At 36.7% G+C, this 16,906-nt stretch carries 18 protein-coding genes; 1 reads left to right on the forward strand and 17 read right to left on the reverse strand.

The window, feature by feature from the left end; genetic code table 11:
- Positions 1-100 precede the first annotated feature (100 nt).
- The 8 genes from Q5O24_08100 to Q5O24_08135 are packed head-to-tail and all read right to left on the reverse strand — an operon-like array spanning position 101 to position 7,699.
- The gene (locus Q5O24_08100; protein ID WKY46351.1) at positions 101-1,264 is read right to left on the reverse strand and encodes a DUF362 domain-containing protein; all 1,164 of its coding nucleotides are present in this window, start codon (positions 1,262-1,264) and stop codon (positions 101-103) included.
- Positions 1,254-2,093 carry a S1-like domain-containing RNA-binding protein gene (locus Q5O24_08105; protein WKY46352.1) on the reverse strand — a complete coding sequence of 280 codons (840 nt, stop codon included), beginning with the start codon at positions 2,091-2,093 and terminating at the stop codon, positions 1,254-1,256. The genes Q5O24_08100 and Q5O24_08105 overlap by 11 nt, the downstream gene beginning before the upstream one ends.
- A gap of 56 nt (positions 2,094-2,149) precedes the next feature.
- Positions 2,150-2,593: a hypothetical protein gene (locus tag Q5O24_08110; protein ID WKY46353.1), complete on the reverse strand. Its 444-nt coding sequence runs from the start codon at positions 2,591-2,593 to the stop codon at positions 2,150-2,152.
- A gap of 2 nt (positions 2,594-2,595) precedes the next feature.
- Positions 2,596-3,090 (reverse strand): pantetheine-phosphate adenylyltransferase, encoded by a 495-nt coding sequence (gene coaD / locus Q5O24_08115; GenBank protein ID WKY46354.1) that lies wholly within the window; start codon positions 3,088-3,090, stop codon positions 2,596-2,598.
- The gene (rsmD, locus tag Q5O24_08120; protein ID WKY46355.1) at positions 3,080-3,649 is read right to left on the reverse strand and encodes a 16S rRNA (guanine(966)-N(2))-methyltransferase RsmD; all 570 of its coding nucleotides are present in this window, start codon (positions 3,647-3,649) and stop codon (positions 3,080-3,082) included. Before rsmD ends, coaD begins: the two co-directional genes overlap by 11 nt.
- 9 nt (positions 3,650-3,658) lie before the next feature.
- A complete protein-coding gene (gene recG / locus Q5O24_08125; GenBank protein ID WKY46356.1) occupies positions 3,659-5,698 on the reverse strand; it encodes an ATP-dependent DNA helicase RecG in 2,040 nt (679 codons plus the stop codon).
- Positions 5,699-5,709: 11 nt separating this feature from the next.
- Positions 5,710-7,341: a DAK2 domain-containing protein gene (locus Q5O24_08130; protein WKY46357.1), complete on the reverse strand. Its 1,632-nt coding sequence runs from the start codon at positions 7,339-7,341 to the stop codon at positions 5,710-5,712.
- A 13-nt stretch (positions 7,342-7,354) separates the two neighbouring features.
- A complete protein-coding gene (locus Q5O24_08135; GenBank protein WKY46358.1) occupies positions 7,355-7,699 on the reverse strand; it encodes an Asp23/Gls24 family envelope stress response protein in 345 nt (114 codons plus the stop codon).
- A 138-nt stretch (positions 7,700-7,837) separates the two neighbouring features.
- On the opposite strand from Q5O24_08135, the gene rpmB reads away from it, so the two are divergent.
- Positions 7,838-8,026, forward strand: a complete 189-nt coding sequence (gene rpmB, locus Q5O24_08140) for a 50S ribosomal protein L28 (protein WKY46359.1) — start codon at positions 7,838-7,840, stop codon at positions 8,024-8,026.
- A gap of 33 nt (positions 8,027-8,059) precedes the next feature.
- Here rpmB and Q5O24_08145 read toward each other — a convergent pair whose 3' ends face one another.
- The 9 genes from Q5O24_08145 to def form a co-directional block, all read right to left on the reverse strand.
- A complete protein-coding gene (locus Q5O24_08145; protein WKY46360.1) occupies positions 8,060-8,698 on the reverse strand; it encodes a thiamine diphosphokinase in 639 nt (212 codons plus the stop codon).
- A complete protein-coding gene (gene rsgA, locus Q5O24_08150; GenBank protein WKY46361.1) occupies positions 8,695-9,585 on the reverse strand; it encodes a ribosome small subunit-dependent GTPase A in 891 nt (296 codons plus the stop codon). The genes Q5O24_08145 and rsgA overlap by 4 nt, the downstream gene beginning before the upstream one ends.
- Positions 9,586-9,590: 5 nt before the next feature.
- Entirely contained in the window at positions 9,591-11,489 is a 1,899-nt protein-coding gene (pknB, locus tag Q5O24_08155; GenBank protein ID WKY46362.1) for a Stk1 family PASTA domain-containing Ser/Thr kinase, read from the reverse strand.
- Entirely contained in the window at positions 11,479-12,225 is a 747-nt protein-coding gene (locus tag Q5O24_08160) for a Stp1/IreP family PP2C-type Ser/Thr phosphatase (GenBank protein WKY46363.1), read from the reverse strand. Before Q5O24_08160 ends, pknB begins: the two co-directional genes overlap by 11 nt.
- On the reverse strand, positions 12,222-13,253 hold the full coding sequence (rlmN, locus tag Q5O24_08165) for a 23S rRNA (adenine(2503)-C(2))-methyltransferase RlmN (GenBank protein ID WKY46364.1): 1,032 nt from the start codon (positions 13,251-13,253) through the stop codon (positions 12,222-12,224). Before rlmN ends, Q5O24_08160 begins: the two co-directional genes overlap by 4 nt.
- Before the next feature lie 113 nt (positions 13,254-13,366).
- Positions 13,367-14,692, reverse strand: coding sequence for a 16S rRNA (cytosine(967)-C(5))-methyltransferase RsmB (gene rsmB / locus Q5O24_08170; protein WKY49231.1), 1,326 nt, complete (start codon positions 14,690-14,692; stop codon positions 13,367-13,369).
- Positions 14,692-15,390, reverse strand: a complete 699-nt coding sequence (locus Q5O24_08175; protein ID WKY46365.1) for a zinc metallopeptidase — start codon at positions 15,388-15,390, stop codon at positions 14,692-14,694. Before Q5O24_08175 ends, rsmB begins: the two co-directional genes overlap by 1 nt.
- Positions 15,391-15,502: 112 nt before the next feature.
- Positions 15,503-16,444 (reverse strand): methionyl-tRNA formyltransferase, encoded by a 942-nt coding sequence (gene fmt / locus Q5O24_08180; GenBank protein ID WKY46366.1) that lies wholly within the window; start codon positions 16,442-16,444, stop codon positions 15,503-15,505.
- On the reverse strand, positions 16,431-16,898 hold the full coding sequence (def, locus tag Q5O24_08185) for a peptide deformylase (protein WKY46367.1): 468 nt from the start codon (positions 16,896-16,898) through the stop codon (positions 16,431-16,433). Before def ends, fmt begins: the two co-directional genes overlap by 14 nt.
- Positions 16,899-16,906: the final 8 nt, after the last annotated feature.

Here is a 16,906-nt window from a genome sequence, read left to right on the forward strand (position 1 = left end):
ATATTGTGATGTTTAAAGTATTTTTTCTTATTTTTAAAATTTTTTTCAGGTTTATCCCGTTGAATTTGATAACTAATTAACGATCTTGAATAAACTTGCTTCACACTAACAATTTTCCCAATAAAGGTGTTTTTACTGATATGGCTCCCTCCGGACACATCTCCTGACAACAGTAACAACGAATACAATTATGGTATAAATAAAGGGGATAAGTTCTTCTAGATCTTTTAACCATTTTTATTGCTTTCTTTTCAAGCGGACAGGCCTCCATACAAACGCCACAGCCTATACACTTATCCTTATCAACTACAGGTTTTTGCAGCAATAAGCCATTTAATTTACTGAATCCAGCCAATATTGAACGTTCCTCGGAATCAACAGGTTTTCTGGTCACATCAAAATCTGGATCATAAAACAGATCAAACTCATCACCTAGTAAAAGAATTTCCTCTGTATCTTTAGAACCCAACCCCATTTCGTGACCATATTTTATTGTTGGCACATAATCAGGAGCCAAATCAATCATTCGGGCAAAGGTAGCATCCAGGGCGACCGGATCATCTGAAATCATTAAAACTTCCATAATTCTGGGATTTCCTGATGCCGGTCCGTTCCCCTCCATCATCAAAATCCCGTCCATGATTGATAATCGCATTTTCCCGCTTAAGTAGCGATTCAGATCAATCAGCATTTTAGAAAAACTGCCAGCATCCTGGTAACGACCATGTGACAGGCCCTTGTTTAGACCATATACACAGCCAAATGAGTTTTTTACGGCACCAGTAATACGTGTAAGACCATGTGTTTTCATTTTAGGCAGGTTTATAATGGCATCCGTTTCCAGAACACCATTTGCAATTTGGAATTTTTTTGTGACCTTCCCCGAAAAAAAATCAACTGTTTCGCCATCTTTAAAGTCAGCTAATGGAATAGAAAAATCATTAGCAACTTCCATTAAACGGCTCGTCTTAGCCGCTCCTGCTGGTGTACCGACGCCTGGCGAGTCACCAAAAGAAATATCATCAATTCCGGCATCTTGTAAAATTCTTATTACTGCTTCAAACACAGATGGATGGGTTGTGAGCGCTGCATCGGGGTCTTTTCCTCTGAGTAAATTAGGTTTTAACAACACTTTCTCATCAGCAGCAACAAATTGCTCAATCCCTCCAAGAAGATCAATCCCTGTTTTTAAACGTTGATAGACCAAATCCCGATCATATGATTCGCAACCAATGATGACAACTCTTGATTTTTTACTTTCCATTTCGCTCTATTCCTTTTTCAGATAAACGCACTTTTTTGGTTTTTAACAAAAGTCCAACAGCTCTTTTAAATGAAGCCTTGCTCATATTAAACTCTTTTTTTATAAGTTTTGGATCACTTTTATCACTATATGGAAGAACGCCGTTTTTTTCATTCAATTTATCCATAATTTTTTTTGCATCGGCTGGAATTTCTTTATATGCTTTACGATTTGGACTAAGAACAAGTTTACCGTCACTTCTGATTTCTGTCACGCGAGCATTAATTTTTTCCCCACACCGCGTATCTTCATTCATTGAAGAAATTGGTATTAAACCATGATATAGATTTTCTATAGCTACAAAAGCACCTATCTCCGGATTAATCTGATAAACGTAACCTTCTACCCAATCGCCTGGCTTATGCTGCGAATTTGTTTTAAGTAGCGAATAAATCTTCATCGTAGCACAAAGTCGATCACTTTTGTCTATATATAAATTAACGAGATATTCACGTCCTTTGTGGACTTTGATGATCTGTTCATTATATGGTAATAAAAGATCTTTTTCTAAACCCCAATCAAGAAAGGCCCCTACTTTAGTGATATCGACAACTTTTAAAGGTGCAAAACCACCTAAAGTTATTTTAGGAGTTTGTTTAGTTGCAATTAATCGATCTTTTGAATCCCGATAGACAAAGACTGACAATCGATCATTTTTCTGATCATTTTCCGATAATTCTTTTCCAGGCAGCAGTATAGCATCTTTGTCATCATTAGCTTCTGTTAAATATGCACCGTGTGGTGTTAACCGATTAATTGTCAAGTCCTGAATTTTACCTAATTCAATCATTTTTTCACCTTTTTCTTAATAAAAAAGGGTATGCCATAATACATACCCCCATTCAGTTATTTCATATTCTTAATTTCTTTTCGGTTCTGTTCAATTTCTTCATTTATTTCTCTTAATTGAAGCTGGATATTATACAAAAGTTTATCCGCATAGTTTTGCGTTCCAACTTTTAATGCTCTCGCACTATTATTGGCATTACGCATAATTTCATTGGCGTAACCTGTTGCTGATTTTGTCATAGCATTATTATCCAATAATTCACGATATCTTTTCTCTGCCTCTTTTTTAATACGATCAGCTTCATTTTGTGCAGCCAGTAAAATCCGTTTCCGTTCAGAAACTATTTTTTTAGCCTCAGATAGTTCATCTGGCAACCTTTCCCTAATTTCTTCAATTAAATCAATGGCTTCTTCCGGATCAATCAAAGATTTAGAAGAAAAAGGGAGCGTATTCCCACTTTCTATTAAAGTTTCCAGATCCGCCAGTAATTCTTGTATCATGCTCAAATACATCCTTCCTCAAACTTTTTTTGCATTGCGTTTTTCACATTTTCAGGTATAAAACCCTCCACATCCCCATTCAGTTTCACCAACTCTTTCACAAGACTTGAACTGATGTATGAATGTTTATTATTTGTTACCATAAAAAAAGTTTCAATATCATTATCAAGATGCTTATTGGTCAAAGCCATCTGAAACTCATATTCAAAATCAATAAAAGCGCGAAGCCCCTTGACAATGATATTGGTATCTTTTTGTCGGGCATACTCAACCAGCAAACCATCAAAACAGTCAACTTCAACATTTTCCAGAGAATTGACGCATTCACGAATTAAATTTGCCCGTTCTTCAAGTGAGAACAGATATTTTTTTGTGTTATTATACATAACACAGACAATAACTTTATCAAATATTTTTGATGCTCTTTCAATAATATCAAGATGTCCATGAGTAATGGGATCAAAACTTCCCGGATAAATGGCTATTTTAGAATTCATTTGTCTCCTTAACATAAAAATATACTAAAGTATTTCCATATGTCTTTTTTTTGTAACAAAATAGTGTATTTTTTTCTAATGGCATTATAACAGATTTCTCTGTTTCTATCACTATTTTTCCACCTTTACTCAAAATTTCTTTAGATTCTATTAAATCAAGAAGCTTGTCGATCGAATCGCCTTGAACATATGGCGGATCAAGAAACATTAAATCAACTTCTATCTGACTATCTTTCAGTAAGTTAATCCCGTCTTCTGCGGAAATATGAACAAGCTCACTTCGTTCATTATATCCAACTTTATCAACATTCTTTTTAACGATTTGCAAACTTTTTTCGGATATGTCAAAAAAGTAGGCCTTTTTAACACCTCTGCTTAATGCTTCTATCCCCATTGCACCTGTTCCGGCAAATAAATCAACGAATATTTCCAGCTCGTGAATTTCGAACTGCAGACTGTTAAAGATGGCTCCCCTGATTTTGTCAGAGGTTGGCCTAATGCCTTGGCTTGATACAGGCACCAGTTTTGTTCCACGTTTATCGCCACCAATTATTCTCATAGAATTCTCCTAATTTAACGCAATTTCATTTACCGATTCATAGAATGAATGCAGCACAGAATCTGCACATATCATCATCTCTTTTTCATTAGAATCTATCATTTGTTTTGCAATTTCTCTCGTGCTTTCAATGATTGAAAGATCTCCAAGTGGATCTAAGAAACGCATCTCCGGTAAGCCATGCTGTTTGTAACCAAAGTAATCTCCAGGACCTCTTAGCTTTAAGTCTGCTTCAGCAATATCTATGCCCTCATGATTGTTAACAATAATTCTCATCCGTTCGATCGTTTCTGAGTTTGTAATATTTGTCACCAGAAAACACCATGCTTGATTTGACCCACGGCCCACGCGACCACGTAACTGGTGTAACTGTGCTAATCCAAAACGTTCGGCATTGAGAATAACAATCGTATTTGCATTCATTACATCAATCCCAACTTCAATAATGCTCGTTGCGACTAATACATTTATCGAACCATTACTGAATTGTGTTATTGTATCATTCTTTTCATCTGCTGTCATTTTTCCATGCAAGTATGCACAAATTATTTCAGGCTCAAATTCAACCTTCAATTCATCAAAAACACTGCCAATATCTCTAACATTTTCCATATTTTCTGAAAATTCAACAAATGGGCATATAATATAAGCCTGATTGCCCTTTTTAACTTCATTTTTAACAAATTCATAAATATCAGGCAATTTCTTTTCATTGTAACAGTGGGTTTTTACAGGTTTTCTACCTTTTGGACGCTCGCTAACCACTGAAACCATTAAATCCCCATACAATATCAGCGAAAGTGTTCTGGGAATCGGTGTTGCACTCATAACAAGCGTGTGAGGATTCTTTCCTTTCAAAAAAAGCTGTCCTTTTTGTCGAACGCCAAAACGATGTTGTTCATCAGTTATTATAAGCCCCAAGTTATAGTATTCAACCTCATTCTGGATCAGAGCATGAGTCCCTATAATAATCGAGATTTCTCCATTTTTAAGACCTTCATAGATCGTTTTTTTCTGCTTATCTTTTAGACTCCCCGTTAGAATGTCAATCGTAATGTCAAAATTTTTTAACAACTTTGAAAAGGTCTCATAATGCTGCCGTGCTAAAATTTCTGTCGGCGCCATATAAGCGATCTGATAGCCATTTTGGGCCAGAAGACATGAAATCGCAACGGCAATGACTGTTTTACCTGAACCCACATCACCTTGAATCAGGCGATTAACTGATGTTCTTTTGACAATTTCATCGGTTATTTCCTGAATAATGACTTTCTGGCTATGCGTCAATTCAAAGGGTAAAGACTCAACGAAAATCTCTAATCCTTTAAAATATGACAACTCCACATCAGAAACACTATCCTGATTTCTGGACTGCAAAATTCCCATATTAATTTTTAATGCTTCATCAAATTTAAATCGCCGAATACCAATTTCAACATCTTCCATTTTTTCAGGAATATGCAGTTTTCTAAACGCTTCCGCCTTATTACATAACTGATACTCAGACCGTATTGATTTGGGTATATCAGCCGGGATCCAGATTTCATGACTAAATATTTCTTTCATCATTTTTCTAATATTTTTTGATGATATCCCGTTTATTGTTGGATAAACGGGTTCAAACTCAAAAAACGAACCAGGATTATTAACGCGAACAAATTGAGGATTAATCATTTGATACTGATTATTCTCCCTCTTTAAGTGTCCAAAAAAATAATACGTTGCACCCAAAATAAATGAATTTCTTAAATAGGGCTGATTAAAAATGCGAATATTAACCGTCTTCTCTTCCCATAAAACTTTTAAAGTAAAAAAGCTACGGTGGTTTTTCATAAACTGGTTAGCAGAAATTTTTTCAATCGCTGCTTTAATCGTCCCTTTGTCATTTTCAGCTAAGCCTTCTGCAGTCAGAAAAAAATTTCGATTAATATATTTCAGTGGAACGAGATTGAGCAAATCTTTAACTATATAAATGCCATTCTCATTCAGAATCTTTTCACGTTTTCCGCCAACACCTTTTATGGTCTTAACAGACTGATTATAATCCATTTTACACCTGTTTACTCGACAGAAAGAATATAAAAGTAAAGCGGTTGTCCACCATATTGAACCTCAATATCGCATTCTTCAAAGCGTTCCTCGAGCAGTTCAGCAAGATTTTCAGCCTGCTCTTCCGAAACATCCTTACCATAATAAACCGTTATAAGTTCAGCGTCCTCTGAAACCATTGCATCAAGCAGTTTTTGTGTGACCTCCTCAATATCCTTCCCGGCTTCTTTTATTTCCCCGTCAAAAATTCCAATTACATTGTCTTTTTTAATCTTCAGACCGTTAATCTTGGTATCTCGAACGGCAAAAGTCACTTCTCCGGTTAAAACGTGTTCCAGCGCTTCATTCATTGCCTCAAAATTATCATCAGGCCCTTCTTCAGGCGAATATGCGATCATTGCTGAAACACATTGAGGAATCGTTTTACTGTTTATCACAAATACATTTTTATCGGATATTTCTGCCGCCTGTTTGGCAGCCATCATTATATTGCTGTTATTGGGAAACAGAAAAATCGTCTCTGCATTCATCTGATCAATTTCATTTAGGAAATCCTGCGTACTGGGATTCATCGTCTGTCCGCCGGAAATAACTCTTTTAATTCCCAGATCACTAAATAAATCAGTTAGACCATCACCTGGAGAAACTGCAATGAATCCATAATTTTCCATTTTTTCATCCGATTTAGTTCCCTTTCCGGCAAACTGTTCACGCATATTATCAATTTTCATCCGCGTCAGACTTCCCAGTGAACCGCCACGTTCAAGCGCCAAACCGGGATGATCCGTGTGTAAATGAACTTTTACAATTTCATCATCTTTTACTACAACCACACTGTCACCAAGAGTATTTAGATACTCTCTTAATGCCAGCTCATCAACATTATGTGCATCCCGAATGATAAACTCTGTACAATAACCAAAAGTGATATCTTCTGGTCTCATATGAGAATCATCGACAAATTTATCAAGCGATGAACTTTTACTGTTAACAGGATTTTCCGGCAAGGACTCCAATTCAAGTTCTTCATTATTGTAAGCTTTATATGCCCCTTCCAGAATAAACAAGAGGCCCTGACCACCTGCATCGACAACACCTGCTTCTTTAAGCACCGGAAGTAGTTCCGGGGTTCGCTTAAGTGTTTCTTTTCCATGGTCAAGGACGGCTTCCATAAACAGCTTGAGGTTAGTAAACTGATTCTTGTTTTCGAGGGCAAATTCTGCCATCTCCCTGGCGACAGTTAGAATAGTACCCTCTGTTGGTTTCATAACAGCTTTATATGCTACGTCAGATGCCAATTTAAGAGCATTTGAGAGTTTATCAATGTCAAGGTCCTCAATTCCTTTACAGCCCTCAGAAAAGCCTCTGAGCAACTGAGAAAGGATAACTCCGGAATTACCTCTAGCTCCAATCAGAGCCCCAGCAGAAGCAGTTTTAGATACATTGTAGATATTAAGGTTTTCAATCTTTTCAAATTCTGAAACTGAATGACTAAACGTAAGTGACATATTCGTTCCTGTATCACCATCCGGTACCGGAAAAACATTTAATTCATCAACTATTTTTTTATTAAGCTCGAGATTCCGGGCGCCATACTCAAACATAGTTTTTAATACGGTACCATCTATTTTCTGATTATTCATGCTGTCCTCCGATTTAAACACGTACACTTACCACATTTACATTTATCCGCTTTACTTTTAAAGATGTCTGTTTTTCAACATTGTACTTAACATTGGATATAATATTTTCTGCAACAACTGAAATTTTTATAGCCTGTTCTACAATCACATATAAATCAATGATCAGCTGTTCATCTTCAATAAAAATCCCAACGCCTTTATTGGCCTGGTCACCGCCAAGTATTTCGATCAAACCGTCTTTCCCACGTTTATGGGCCATTCCAACCAAGCCATAGCACTCCATCGCCGCATTTCCGGCAATATCAGCAATTGCTTTTTTAGTAATGTCTATGTATCCTGATTCAGTATTTATCTTCACTGTTTTGCTCCTTATCAATTATTCATCTTATTTTACATAATATTTTCTTGGAAGTCAAAATTTCTATTGCATTATTTTGTTTTTTCATGATATAATACACCTTGTTTTATAAAAGGTAAGCGTAAGGGAGGGAATGTCATGGCTAAAGAATGTTTTGTATGTAAAAAGACCGTTGTATCCGGAAACTCGGTTAGTCATTCAAATAAACACAATAAACGAATTTGGAAACCAAATTTACAGAGAGTTAAAGTTGTTGTTGATGGAACACCACAACGAGTAAATGTTTGCACACGTTGTTTAAGATCCGGAAAAGTCGAACGCGCATAATCATTCAAGCGAAGAGCCTTAGGGCTCTTTTTTTTATTCCCGGTTTGCTATAATCAGCAGTTTTCCTTGTCCTACCCGAATCTTCTGACTAGCCTCATTTGTAACATTACTGATGCCATATGGCTCGGTTATAGTCATATCTCCATTTTCGACGGGATATAAAAATCCCTCAATCCAGATAGAACTGGCGGCTCCATCGATAGGGAGAATTGAAACAACCGTTTTTACTGGATATGAAAGCGTAATCTCGTCATCGATTAAAATAATTTCCTGTTTTTCATTTTTTATTTGCCCCCTAATTCCCTTTTTTAATAAACGTGAAAGCAAATAAATATTTCCCAAACTATGATCAATACGGTCACCCATTCCTCCAAAAATCACAACTTCTGTAGCTTTTAATTCAATTGCTTTTTGAATTGCAATTTCAGTATCAGTCTGATCTTTCATTGCCGGATATTTTTCGACTATAGTCTTTTCTTTGAAATAGTTATATGTGGCTGTTGAAATTGAATCCATATCTCCCACCAGAAAGTCAGGACAAATCCCAATCTCCATTAAAAAATTTGCACCTCCATCAGCACCAATAATAAAAGATCCAGCGGAATTTCTAAGGTAATTTTGGTAAAATCCTTTATCTCTATAGTCACCATTTGAAAATATAATCGCTTTCACATAAACAACCCCTTTTTCAGTTCATTTAAGAAAAATAGATAATGCTCATATCGACTCTTACTGATTTCGTTATTTTCCACTGCTGCTTTCACAGAGCAATCTGGTTCTTTATCATGAACACAGCTGGAAAAACGACATTCTCCTTTTACAAAATCAGGAAAATATTCCTGCAAATCGATGGGATCGATCCCTTCCGGAACCTTAAATGACGAAAATCCTGGCGTGTCTACCAAATAAGTGTCTAAATCTAAACTTAACAGTTCCACATGACGTGTTGTGTGCTTACCTCTTTTTAACTTGTCACTTAACCCGCCGGTTTCCATCACTGTTTCTTGAAAGAAAAAATTCGCCAGCGTTGATTTACCTACACCCGATGGGCCGGCTAAAAAGGCGGTTTTGCCTTTAATAATCTCATATACAGGTTTCATTGAGGACTCGTTTTTCTGATCTAAAAATAAGATCTGATAGGGTGTCTTCCTGTAAATATCACTAATTTCTTCTAGTTTTTTAGGATTTACTAGGTCTGTTTTAGTAAAGCAAAGAATGGGTTCTACCTGGCTGATTTCTGACTGTAATAAGAGTTTATCAATCAGCAGCAAATCCGGACGAGGGTTTTTTAAAGCAAATACAATCAAACCAATGTCAACATTGGCTACTGGTGGTCTTATTAACAAATTTCTTCTTGGCAAAACAGTATCTATTACCCAACTGTTCTCAACTTCAGAAAGTTCGATTGTTACCCAATCACCGACTGTCGGAGTAATTTTCTGATGCCTGAATAAACCTTTTGCCCGACATTCTATCGCATTATGTGAATCGGAGGTTTTTACATAGTAAAAACCTCCGATTCCTTTAATAATTCTTCCTTTAATTGTTTTGACCTCCATCTCGGTTAAAAGTCAATATATCCAGTTCCTGCACTTACATTGTCAATAAACACTTCATAAACTTGTCGACCATAGCCTTCAACTTTTACTGTGAAACTATCATCTGACATATTCGTACCTTCATATACTACAGTTTCTGTTTTGTCTGCTGCATAAAGGATAACTTTAACATCAACTGATTCAGCTGGTGATAAAGAAGAATAATCGGTTAAATCAATAGTTAGTTTCTGAGTAGAAATCAGTCCGCTGCTCACGACCAAATTTACAATAGTATTTCTATCCACAGATTGTTCCGCAGTCAAACTTTGCTCTATGACCAGGCCTTCTGCCAAAGAATCACTGGGTTCATAGGTAATTGTACCCACCGTTAAACCTGCATTAGTTAAACTGTTGCGAGCATCCGCCTCAGCTGTTCCAACCACATCCGGAACGGTCGCCAAATCTTGACCTTTACTGACATAAATCGTTACTTTTGTTCCTTCGTTTGCTGAAGTATTGCCAGCCGGATTCATTTGAAAAACAATATCGGCGGCGTAACTGGCATTAAATTCCCGCTTAATCTCGCCAACTAGAAAGCCCGCTGATTCAATAGCTTTTACCGCATCAGTTTCACTGCTTCCAACAACATTTGGTATTTCTGCAGATTTTATACCCTGACTGACTGTAACACTAACAGTTTTTCCCGATTCAATTTCCTGCTTACTTTCAGGTGATTGTGATATTATTCTCCCAGCTTCAACTTCTGAGTTATAGACTTCTTTTTCAACCTGGATATTTAGATCAACTTGCTGCAAAGCTGTCGTTGCTTCAGAAACAGTCATTCCTGTAATATCAGGTACGGTAACAGTTTTACCACGCATAAAAGCAAAGGCGATTAATCCTATAACGGCTACAGCAATTAGAGCCAAAGCAATAAAAAGTGGTTTTTTTGATTTTGCTTTATTTTTCTGAATACGGGTTTCGTTTTCCTGTTCTTCTAGTTCATCAACAGAGAAATCACCAGTATTTTCTACATGAAACACCCCTTCCCGATAGACATGGGTATCATTGCGATTACTTCCATATCCGTCATTTCCCGAAGACACAACTCCTTCAAGAATTTGATCCAGATCATCTAACAGTTCATCAACATTCTGATAACGATCATCAGGTTTTTTTTCTGTTAATTTCATTACGATCCGGTTTACTTTTTCTGGGATTTTGGGTTCTATTTTTTTTGGTGGTATCAGATCTTCCTGTATATGCTTTATTGCGATTGTCACAGTATTTTCCTCGTCAAAAGGAAGTTTACCAGTAAGTAATTCATAATACAGAATTCCCAAAGAATATAAGTCAGAACGCTCATCTACAAAGCCTCCTCTAGCTTGTTCAGGAGATATATAGTGAACAGAACCCATCGTCTGATTTGTCATCGTTACAGTAGAACTTGTTATTGCTCTAGCTATTCCAAAATCTGCTACTTTAGGAACCAGATCTCTAGTCAACAAAATATTGTGTGGTTTAATATCACGATGAATGATTTTATTTTCATGGGCACACCTCAGAGCATTGGAAATATCAACTAAGAATCGCGTCGCTTCAACATAGTCAATTTTACCCTTTCGCAGTAAATATTGTTTTAATGTTATCCCATCAACATACTCCATAATAATATAATATATATTATCCTGAACGCCAACATCATAAACACCAACGATATTGGGGTGAGAAAGACAAGCTACTGCCTGTGATTCTCGATCAAACTTTTTTATAAATTGTTCACTCTCTGTATATTCTTCGCGCAGCACTTTAACCGCTACATATCGATTGAGTTTTAAATCTCTGGCTTTATAAACGTAAGCCATCCCACCTCGCCCTATCAGTTCGACGATTTCGTACCGCTTCCCCAATGTTCTACTGAGCATCTGTCACTCCTTCCAGGGGTTTGAACAACACCACAGTGATGTTATCCTTGCCTCCATTTATATTTGCTGTGTCTATTAATAATTTTGCGCCATCTTCTAAACTGTTCTGATTTACTATATCCTTAATTGCTTCATCTGAAACCATATTAAAAAGACCGTCTGAACAAACAAGATATTTTACACCGGCCTTAACAGGATACCTGTAAATATCAACGTTAACGGAAGTATCGGTCCCCAAAGCTCTAGTAATAACATTCTTCTGTGGATGAATATCCGCTTCTTCCTGAGTAATCTTTCCTTCATCAACTAAAATTTGCACTAGTGAATGATCTTTCGTTAAACGAATAATTTCCTGGTCTGAAATTAGATAAGTACGGCTGTCACCAACATGACAGATACACATTTCATTTCCGTCAACAATACACATAGTCAATGTTGTTGCCATACCTAAGCGCGCTGGCTCATCATCACTGACTTTTTTCAACTCCTGATTAATATCGTTAACAAAGGTCATCATTTCTTCAGAATCAAAATAATTTCTGATTCGCGATAAATTATTTTTTATGAAATCCACTGCCGTTTGACTGGCAACTTCTCCACTGCGATGACCTCCTAAACCATCTGCTACTGCAAATACATAGGATACTCGATCAATATTTTTGATCGTTGCCGCTAAATAGGCATCCTGATTGACTTTTCTTTGTGTTCCTACATTGGAACCGTAGGCACATTTCATATAATCACCTTATCCCTATTTTTTTTTCGTAGTTGACCGCATGCTGCATCGATCTCACTTCCTAATTTTCGTCGCATAGTCACGTTTATACCACTTGATTGGAGACGCTTAAAAAACTGTTTACCAGAGAGGCTATTTTTGTAAGGCAATCCTTCCACCTCATTTAGGCCGATTAAATTCAGATGATGCGGTCTTCCTTTGAAAATGCGAATAATTTCTTCCAGATCACTTTCCTGATCGTTAAAACCTTCAATTAGAGCGTATTCATAGGTAATACGTCTTCCCGTCAGATTAAAATAATCATCACAGCTTTTGAGCAGATCTGGCAGGATGTATTTCTTAGCGATTGGCATAATTTGTTCCCGTTTCTTCTGAAAGACAGAATGCAGCGAAATCGCCAGGTTAATCGCGAGATGCTCAGCTGCCAGAGCTTCGATTTGAGGGATCAGACCACAGGTTGACAGGGTAATCTTTCGTTGACCGATTCCGAATCCCTTATTCACAACTTCGATGAATTTCACAACATTCTCATAATTGTCAAGGGGTTCACCCATGCCCATTATGACAATATTCGAAATTCGTTCGTTAAGTTCTTCTTCAACCAGAAATATCTGATCCAGCATTTCTCCCGGCTCAAGATTTCTGACGCAGCCATCAGTCGTTGAAGCACAGAATTTACAGCCCATTCGACAGCCTACCTGGGAAGAAACACATAATGAATTGCCATGCTCATAACGCATAAAAACAGATTCTATCATTTCTTGATCAGAAAATTGTATTAAATATTTTCTACTGAAATCTTCAGAATCCTCCTGCATTTTTATAACTGTGCCATGTTCAATCGAAAAATGCTCCAACAATTGATTTTGCAATTCATTAGAGATGTTTGTCATTTCTTCAAAACTGCCAACCCGTTTCTCATACAACCAATTGAACAATTGTTTTCCTCTGAAACTTTTCTGACCTAAACTCGTCATCATTTCGCAAAGAGATTTTTCATTCATTCCAAAGATGTTTTTTTTCTTCATCAATTTACCCCTGATTGAACATAATACTTCTCACACAGATTTTATAATTATATCAAACATTTTAAGCGAAAACAATTTTGACTATGTATTTTTATTGTAACTAATTTGATTTATTAAAAACGACTCTTTTTTAACAGACACATAAAAAAACCATCACAGCCATCTGTTAGCGGATGAGTATGATGATACTTCTCACCGTCGATTGGAACCAGTTCAAAATTATTTGATTGTCTTAAAAACGTCTCAATCTGATTTTCATTTTCATCCCTGTTAATTGTGCAGGTAGCATACAATAAAAATCCCCCCTTTTTCAGATACCTTCCAGCGTTTTTTAGCAAGGATTCCTGAATTTTTATCAGATTTTTTATTGTCTCTTTTGTGATTTGATAACGTATTTCTGGCTTTCGTCGAATTACACCTAGACCAGAACATGGAGCATCCAACAAAATTCGATCAAATTTCTCAAAATCAGCCCCCTCATACTGAGTACCGTCTATTTGTTCCATATCGATATTTTGACATCCCAAGCGCTGGGATTCTGCTTTTATAAGTTTGAGTCTGTTGGGATAAATATCTCTTGCAATAATTTTTCCGGTATTATTCATAATTTGGCTTAAATAGGTCGTTTTTCCGCCTGGTGCTGCGCACATATCCAAAACAATTTCATTTTCTTGAGCCCCTAATGCTTCTACCGTAAGCATTGCCCCCTGATCCTGAATCGAAAATAAACCCTGTTGATAAAGAGGCGTCTTTTCAATCTGGTGATGAAAAGCGTCTAGTTGTTCTAAATGGAATGCCATATGGCTCAGGCACCCAGATTTTACAATAATATTTTCTTTATTAAACAACTGTTTTAGCTGTTCTGGTTTTATTTTTAAATTGTTACATCTCACTGTAAATGGCGGCTGCTGACTCATCTCTTTAATAATATTCTCCGCATCTGCAGCAAAAGTCTCAATATATTTTTGACAAATCCAAAGCGGCATAGAATGCTCTGTTGAAATTCTTTCGATCCGATTTTCTATTTCTACAAAACTCCAGTCACGGCCTTCTTTTTCAATTTTTCGCAATTGATTGCGAAGAACACCGTTAACAAAACCTTTCGCTTTGGGTTTTAACTTTTGCGCCAATAAAACAGATTCATTTACAATTGCATAATCTGGAATGCGATCAAGAAAATACAGTTGATAATACGCTATCCTTAAAATTGTCAACACTTCTTTTTGAATCTTTACAAGTGGCCTGTTAATCTGTTTTTGGATCAGATAATCAAGCCCGATCTGGTTTTGAAGCGTCCCATAAACAATACTAAGATAAAGGCGTCGATCCTCATCTTTGATGTCAGCAACTTTTAAAATGCTTTTTACCTCAAGATTTGAATAGGCGCCTTCGTTATTAATCCTCATTAGTGTTTTACATGCTTTTTCTCGAATATTCATCAATCTCTAGAACCTCGTAAAATAATTAATCGCAATAGAGTTAAAAGAGCCGTTAAAGCAGCAGCTACATATGTTAAGGCAGCAGCTCTTAAAACACGTTTAACACCAGCTTCTTCCGACTGATCAATCAGATTATTCTCAACTAGTCCTTTCACTGCACGTCGACTAGCATCAAATTCTACTGGTAATGTAATGATCGTAAACAGCAATGCCAACATAAATAAAAGGATTCCGAAGTCCATTAGTGCATAACCCCAAGTAGAGTTTCCAAAAATAAAACCAATAAAAAAAAGTGGCCAGGCAAGATTTGAAGCAAAACCAGATACTGGAACAATAAAATTTCTGAATTTTAATGGCCAATACCCAACTTTATCCTGAATAGCATGACCGGTTTCGTGTGCAGCAATACCTACTGCAGCTACACTGGCAGTCGAAGCCACCCCTTGTGATAATCGCATTGTTTTACTTCGGGGATCGTAATGATCCGTTAAATTCCCGGATATATTTTCAATTTGAATATTTCCCAACTGGTTGTAATTGAGTAGTTTTCTAGCAGCATCTGTTCCAGTTAAACCGTTCTTTGTCCTAACTTTACTATATGCTTTATATGCACTGCTAACCTGATGCTGAGCAAATATTGTAAATAAGACTGCTGGGATCAAAATTAAAATGGTCATATCAAATGGTAAGAAATACATTTTCCACCTCCTAAAAACATTTAGAACATTTGATTTTGTTGCAATCACACAAAACTTTAAACAACAAAATCATAATATTATTATAAACTAACTTTCTAAAAATCTTCTTAGTCTATTTAAAAAGCATTCCAATTTCGATTGGATTTCCTCTAAGAAAGTCCTTGACCGCCATCCTTTTTTTACCGGGGTATTGTATTTCTTTTATTCTAATCAAGCCGTTTCCAACAGCAACTGAAAGACCACTTTTAACATCAGCTTCAACAACATGTCCAGGTTGAATGCTAAGTTCCGTTTTCTCAAAGACCGGTAAAAAACATTTAACTTTTTTATCCCCCAAATAAAAATAAGCTCCAGGATGGGGATCTAATCCGTTAATCAGCGAAACTAGCCTTTCCCCCGGCATGGTCCAATCTAAATGCCCCATTTCTTTATCTATTTTCTCTGCAAAGGTTGCCTCATTTTCATTTTGTTCCTTAGCGATTAACGTTTTATTGGCAATCTTCTCAAGATTCTCTGATAACAATCGAGCACCTGATTCAGCTAAAATTTTATGCAGCTCTCCAAAGGTTGTTTTTGCAGTTATCTCAGTTTCAGACTTAATATACATATTTCCGGTATCTAGACCTTTTGCCATTTGCATTATCGTAATGCCGGTTATATTATCACCGTTGATAATCGCTCTTTGAATTGGTGCAGCCCCTCTATATTTGGGCAATAATGATCCATGGATATTCAAAGCTCCATATAGAGGAATACTTAAAATTTCTTCCGGTAATTTTTGCCCATATGCTGCAACTACTAAAAAATCAGGTTTGGCATCCTTTATCATCTCAATGATATCAGGATTATTTATTTTCTCAGGTTGAAGTATTTTGAGTTCCTTTTCTATGGCCAACTTTTTAATAGGCAAAAATTCAATTTTTTTGCCGCGGCGATTTGGTCGGTCCGGTTGGCAGAACACTGATAAAATAGTATGACCATCTTCAATCAGTTGTTCCAGGGCAGGAGCTCCAAAATCTGTAGTCCCCATAAAAATGATCTTAAATTTCTTCATCTTCAATCAATTCCGGTTCTTCAACTCGATCAATAAACAGTATACCATCCAAGTGATCCAATTCATGACATACTGCTCTCGCCAACAGGTCTTCTGCCTCCATTTCAAAGCGATTCCCTTCAATATCTGTTGCTTCCACAACCAGATGTTTAGGACGTTTAACGAGACCTGACTGTTCAGGCAAACTTAAACACGCTTCCTCGTCGATCTCTTCACCATCCTGTTCAATAATTTTGGGATTGATCAGGGTGACTGGACCATCACCGACGTCTACAATTGCTATTCTTTTAAGTATTCCCACTTGAGGTGCAGCTAATCCAACGCCATCAGCCGCATTCATAGTCTCAATCATATCCTCATTTAATTCTCGGACTCGATCTGTAATCTCTTCAATAACTCTCGATTTTTTTCGCAGGATCGGATCATCATCAATTCTTATTTGTCTAATAGCCATATAATTCT

The sequence above is a fragment of the Eubacteriaceae bacterium ES3 genome (genome assembly GCA_030586155.1).
Lineage (GTDB): Bacteria > Bacillota > Clostridia > Eubacteriales > Eubacteriaceae > Acetobacterium.

Excerpts from the sequence above, each read along its gene's own strand:
- pknB (WKY46362.1), bottom strand. The coding sequence starts at position 11,489 with ATGCTCAGTAGAACATTGGGGAAGCGGTACGAAATCGTCGAACTGATA.
- Q5O24_08105 (WKY46352.1), bottom strand. The coding sequence starts at position 2,093 with ATGATTGAATTAGGTAAAATTCAGGACTTGACAATTAATCGGTTAACA.
- fmt (WKY46366.1), bottom strand. The coding sequence starts at position 16,444 with ATGAAGAAATTTAAGATCATTTTTATGGGGACTACAGATTTTGGAGCT.
- rlmN (WKY46364.1), bottom strand. The coding sequence starts at position 13,253 with ATGAAGAAAAAAAACATCTTTGGAATGAATGAAAAATCTCTTTGCGAA.
- recG (WKY46356.1), bottom strand. The coding sequence starts at position 5,698 with ATGGATTATAATCAGTCTGTTAAGACCATAAAAGGTGTTGGCGGAAAA.
- coaD (WKY46354.1), bottom strand. The coding sequence starts at position 3,090 with ATGAATTCTAAAATAGCCATTTATCCGGGAAGTTTTGATCCCATTACT.
- def (WKY46367.1), bottom strand. The coding sequence starts at position 16,898 with ATGGCTATTAGACAAATAAGAATTGATGATGATCCGATCCTGCGAAAA.
- Q5O24_08100 (WKY46351.1), bottom strand. The coding sequence starts at position 1,264 with ATGGAAAGTAAAAAATCAAGAGTTGTCATCATTGGTTGCGAATCATAT.
- rsmD (WKY46355.1), bottom strand. The coding sequence starts at position 3,649 with ATGAGAATAATTGGTGGCGATAAACGTGGAACAAAACTGGTGCCTGTA.
- rpmB (WKY46359.1), top strand. The coding sequence starts at position 7,838 with ATGGCTAAAGAATGTTTTGTATGTAAAAAGACCGTTGTATCCGGAAAC.
- rsgA (WKY46361.1), bottom strand. The coding sequence starts at position 9,585 with ATGGAGGTCAAAACAATTAAAGGAAGAATTATTAAAGGAATCGGAGGT.
- Q5O24_08110 (WKY46353.1), bottom strand. The coding sequence starts at position 2,593 with ATGATACAAGAATTACTGGCGGATCTGGAAACTTTAATAGAAAGTGGG.
- rsmB (WKY49231.1), bottom strand. The coding sequence starts at position 14,692 with ATGAATATTCGAGAAAAAGCATGTAAAACACTAATGAGGATTAATAAC.
- Q5O24_08175 (WKY46365.1), bottom strand. The coding sequence starts at position 15,390 with ATGTATTTCTTACCATTTGATATGACCATTTTAATTTTGATCCCAGCA.
- Q5O24_08160 (WKY46363.1), bottom strand. The coding sequence starts at position 12,225 with ATGAAATGTGCCTACGGTTCCAATGTAGGAACACAAAGAAAAGTCAAT.
- Q5O24_08130 (WKY46357.1), bottom strand. The coding sequence starts at position 7,341 with ATGAATAATCAGAAAATAGATGGTACCGTATTAAAAACTATGTTTGAG.